This window comes from Streptomyces sp. SID3212 (assembly GCF_009865405.1).
Taxonomy (GTDB): Bacteria; Actinomycetota; Actinomycetes; order Streptomycetales; family Streptomycetaceae; genus Streptomyces.
Genome location: NZ_WWJY01000686.1, coordinates 1 through 4578, shown reverse-complemented (window position 1 = coordinate 4578; position 4578 = coordinate 1). Strand labels below are relative to the sequence as shown.

Genomic DNA, 4578 nt, shown 5'->3' with positions numbered 1-4578 from the left:
CAAAACAGAGCCCGTCCGGCGATTGAGGACATCCGTAAGCGCAACGGACACCGCGCAGAATCAGCCCGTCGCCAGCAACACCACCAAGACCACCAGCCCCGCCACCGCAGGCGCAATCACCTCGTAAGCCCAACGCGCCGCAACCGGCTCCTCCGCACCCCGCACACCACCCCGCCCCGCCAGCTCCCGCAGCTCCCCCACCGTCCGGTCCGCCTGGGCCATCCGCGCCCCCGTGTCGTTCACATCCGCCGTGACGGACGTCATGTTGTGGGGATCGTCATGCGCCTGCCGCGACTGCCGCCGCGCCACCCGCTTCCGCTGCCGCAGCGAGACCGGGACCGCCCACAGCTGGTACTTGCCGGAGTCCTCCGTGAACACCTCGCACGAGTACCCGGCCCGGATGTCCCGCACGGCCGCCCACGGCACGGTGATCAGCCGGAACGGGTTCCGGATCCGGAGGCGGTCCTCGCCCGCGAAGACCGCCGGGCGCAGGGTGAACGCGATGACGAGCGGCACCACCAGCAGCAGCCCCGCCAGCGCGAGCCACGGCGTGCGGCCCGTGCCGTTGATGAGGGCGTCGCCGCCGAGCCAGACCGAGATCAGGAGCAGCATCACCCCGCCCGCGATCCCGCCCGAGGACCGGTAGACACGGTCGGCATAAGTGGGCTCGGAGGGCTGGTCGGTACTCGTCATACCTTCGATTCTGCCGTACGTCCTGAAAAGCACGGTCAGGCCACGGTCACATCTAGGGAACGCTCCCCTCCGGAGGCCGGCGGACGCTGTACACACCGCTACGCGCGTAGATATGCTCCTCTGGTGACCATGCCGACCATCACCCACGAATTCGTGGACGCGACCGCGTCCGACAGCACACTGCGACGGTTCCTCCATGGGCTGCCCGGCGTCGACGCCGTGGGTCTGGAGGCGCGTGCCGCGTCGCTCGGTACGCGTTCGATCAAGACCACGGCCAAGGCGTACGCCATCGATCTCGCCATCTCCATGATCGACCTGACGACGCTGGAGGGCGCGGACACCCCGGGCAAGGTCCGGGCGCTCGCCGCGAAGGCGCTGCGGCCCGACCCGACCGACCGCACCGCGCCCACCACCGCCGCGCTCTGTGTCTACCCGGACATGGCCGCGACGGCGGTCGCCGCGCTCGCCGGTTCGGGGGTGAAGGTGGCCTCCGTCGCCACCGCCTTCCCGGCCGGCCGCGCCTCGCTGGGTGTGAAGCTCGCGGACACCCGGGACGCCGTGGACGCGGGAGCCGACGAGATCGACATGGTCATCGATCGCGGCGCGTTCCTGGCGGGCCACTACCTCAAGGTGTACGAGGAGATCCGCGCCGTGAAGGAGGCCGCGGGGGCCGCCCGCCTCAAGGTCATCTTCGAGACCGGCGAGCTGTCCACGTACGACAACATCCGCCGCGCCTCCTGGCTCGGGATGATCGCCGGCGCGGACTTCATCAAGACGTCGACGGGCAAGGTCGGCGTCAACGCCACCCCGGCGAACACGCTGCTGATGCTGGAGGCCGTCCGGGACTTCCGGGAGCGGACCGGGGTACAGATCGGCGTGAAGCCGGCGGGCGGGATCCGTACCAGCAAGGACGCGATCAAGTTCCTGGTGCTGGTGAACGAGACCGCCGGCGCGGACTGGCTGGACAACCACTGGTTCCGCTTCGGCGCGTCCAGTCTGCTGAACGACCTGCTGATGCAGCGTCAGAAGCTCAGCACCGGCCGGTACTCCGGCCCCGATTACGTCACGGTGGACTGAGGCGGAGATGGCAGCAGAGAAGGCAGCGGAGATGGCATCGAAGAACGTGGCACCCACGAACGCATTCGCATACGCGCCCGCCCCGGAGTCACGCTCCGTCGTCGACATCGCGCCGAGCTACGGCCTGTTCATCGACGGCGAGTTCACCGACGCGGCCGGCGGCAAGGTCTTCAAGACGGTCAGCCCGTCCACCGAGGAAGTGCTCTCCGAGGTCGCCCAGGCGGGGGCCGAGGACGTGGACCGGGCCGTACGGGCCGCCCGCAAGGCGTTCGAGAAGTGGTCGGCGCTGCCGGGCGCCGAGCGCGCCAAGTACCTGTTCCGTATCGCCAGGATCATCCAGGAGCGTTCGCGCGAACTGGCCGTCCTGGAGACGCTCGACAACGGCAAGCCCATCAAGGAGACACGCGACTTCGACCTCCCGACGGTCGCCGCGCACTTCTTCTACTACGCGGGCTGGGCGGACAAGCTCGGGCACGCGGGGTACGGGGCGGATCCCCGCCCGCTCGGGGTCGCCGGGCAGATCATCCCCTGGAACTTCCCGCTGATGATGCTCGCGTGGAAGATCGCCCCGGCGCTCGCCACCGGCAACACCGTGGTCCTCAAGCCGGCCGAGACCACGCCCCTGTCGGCCCTCTTCTTCGCGGACATCTGCCGCCAGGCGGGGCTGCCCAAGGGCGTCGTGAACATCATCACCGGCGACGGCTCGACCGGCGCGGAGCTGGTGGCGCACCCGGACGTGAACAAGATCGCCTTCACCGGCTCGACGGGCGTCGGCAAGGCCATCGCCCGGCAGTTGGCCGGTACGGACAAGAGGATCACGCTCGAACTGGGCGGCAAGGGCGCGAACATCGTCTTCGACGACGCGCCGGTCGACCAGGCCGTCGAGGGGATCGTCACCGGCATCTTCTTCAACCAGGGCCAGGTCTGCTGCGCCGGATCGCGCCTGCTCGTGCAGGAGTCGGTCCACGACGAGGTGCTGGACGCCCTCAAGCGCCGGCTGTCGTCGCTGCGGATCGGTGACCCGCTGGACAAGAACACGGACCTCGGCGCGATCAACTCCGCCGAACAGCTGTCCCGTATCCAGGCGTTGGCGGAGACGGGCGAGGCGGAGGGCGCGGAGCGCTGGTCCCCCGCGTGCGAACTCCCCTCTGCGGGCTACTGGTTCGCGCCCACGCTCTTCACGAACGTCACCCAGGCGCACACCGTCGCACGGGACGAGATCTTCGGCCCCGTGCTGTCCGTGCTGACGTTCCGTACGCCCGAGGAGGCCGTCGCCAAGGCCAACAACAGCCAGTACGGCCTGTCCGCGGGCATCTGGACGGAGAAGGGCTCGCGCATCCTCGCGGTCGCGGGCAAACTCCGGGCGGGTGTCGTCTGGGCCAACACGTTCAACAAGTTCGACCCGACCTCGCCCTTCGGCGGCTACAAGGAATCGGGTCACGGCCGCGAGGGCGGCCGCCACGGCCTGGAGGCATACCTCGATGTCTGACGAGCGACTGTCCGTCCTCAAGACCTACAAGCTGTACGTCGGGGGCGCGTTCCCCCGCAGCGAGAGCGGCCGGGTGTACGAAGTGACGGACTCCAAGGGCACGTGGCTGGCGAACGCCCCCCGGTCGTCCCGCAAGGACGCGCGGGACGCGGTGGTCGCGGCCCGCAAGGCGTTCGGCGGCTGGTCGGGCGCGACCGCGTACAACCGCGGCCAGGTCCTCTACCGCGTCGCCGAGATGCTGGAGGGCCGCCGGGGCCAGTTCGCGCAGGAGGTCGCCGCGTCGGAGGGCGTCTCCCGGTCGAAGGCGGCGGCGCTGGTCGACGCCACGATCGACCGCTGGGTCTGGTACGCGGGCTGGACCGACAAGATCGCCCAGGTCGTGGGCGGCGCGAACCCGGTCGCGGGCCCGTACTTCAACCTCTCCACCCCGGAGCCGACGGGTGTCGTGACGGTCCTGGCACCCCAGGCGTCGTCCTTCCTGGGCCTGGTCTCCGTCCTCGCCCCGGTGATCGCGACCGGCAACACGGCGGTCGTGGTGGCGAGCGAGTCGTCCCCGCTGCCCGCCCTGTCCCTGGGCGAGGTGCTGGCCACCTCCGACGTGCCGGGCGGCGTGGTCAACATCCTGTCCGGCGGTACGGCGGAGATCGCGACCCCGCTGGCCGCGCACCAGGACGTCAACGGCATCGACCTGACGGGCGCGGACGAGGCGCTGGCCAAGGAGTTGGAGATCGCGGCGGCGGACAACGTCAAGCGGGTCCTGCGCCGCCGCGCGGACGACTGGACGGCCGACCCCGGCACGCGCCGCATGACGGCGTTCCTGGAGACGAAGACGGTCTGGCACCCGACGGGCAAGCTGGGCACCTCGGGCGCGTCGTACTGACGCATGTCGTACTGACGCATGTCGTACTGACCCACGCCGTGCTGACCCAAGCCCTGCTGACGGGCCGCTGTTGTACGTGAGGGTGCCCGCCGTTCTGTCGAGTCGAACGGCGGGCACCCTCACGTACGGCCCCGTCCGCTCACCCCGTGAGCAACCCCGTCACCGCCCCCGCCACCGGCAGGTCCTTGATGGCTCCGCCGCTGGTGACCGGGGCCGTCAGCCGGGCCGTCGAGACCGGCTTGAAGTCGCCGATCTGGGTGCCCACCGCGTTGTCCAGCGGGTCCACGCCCGTGCCCGCCAGCGGGTGCAGCTTGAGGCTCGTGAGCGGGCGCGCCGTGTGCGTCAGGGCCCCCGTGAGGCCCGACGCCGCCGCTGAGCCCGCCGCCGCCAGCGAGGTGTCGTCCGAGGCGGCCACGGGTGCCGCCGCCGGGGCCGCGTC

At 70.6% G+C, this 4578-nt stretch carries 5 protein-coding genes; 3 read left to right on the top strand and 2 right to left on the bottom strand.

All coding sequences use genetic code 11. The features are described from left to right. Positions 1-60 precede the first annotated feature (60 nt). Positions 61-693, bottom strand: coding sequence for a PH domain-containing protein (locus GT042_RS20810; RefSeq protein WP_161310238.1), 633 nt, complete (start codon positions 691-693; stop codon positions 61-63). 129 nt (positions 694-822) lie between these two features. Between GT042_RS20810 and deoC the strand changes: the two genes are divergently transcribed. From deoC to GT042_RS20795, 3 genes are read left to right on the top strand one after another with little or no spacing between them, the layout of a single operon-like run. Continuing rightward, positions 823-1770, top strand: a complete 948-nt coding sequence (deoC, locus tag GT042_RS20805; protein WP_161310239.1) for a deoxyribose-phosphate aldolase — start codon at positions 823-825, stop codon at positions 1768-1770. A 31-nt stretch (positions 1771-1801) separates the two neighbouring features. Next, entirely contained in the window at positions 1802-3259 is a 1458-nt protein-coding gene (locus GT042_RS20800) for an aldehyde dehydrogenase family protein (RefSeq protein WP_161310237.1), read from the top strand. After that, entirely contained in the window at positions 3252-4139 is an 888-nt protein-coding gene (locus GT042_RS20795) for an aldehyde dehydrogenase family protein (protein ID WP_161310236.1), read from the top strand. The genes GT042_RS20800 and GT042_RS20795 overlap by 8 nt, the downstream gene beginning before the upstream one ends. Before the next feature lie 139 nt (positions 4140-4278). On the opposite strand, the gene GT042_RS39255 is transcribed toward GT042_RS20795, so the two are convergent. After that, the coding region (locus GT042_RS39255) for a hypothetical protein (protein WP_237531009.1) at positions 4279-4578 on the bottom strand (300 nt) is incomplete at its 5' end.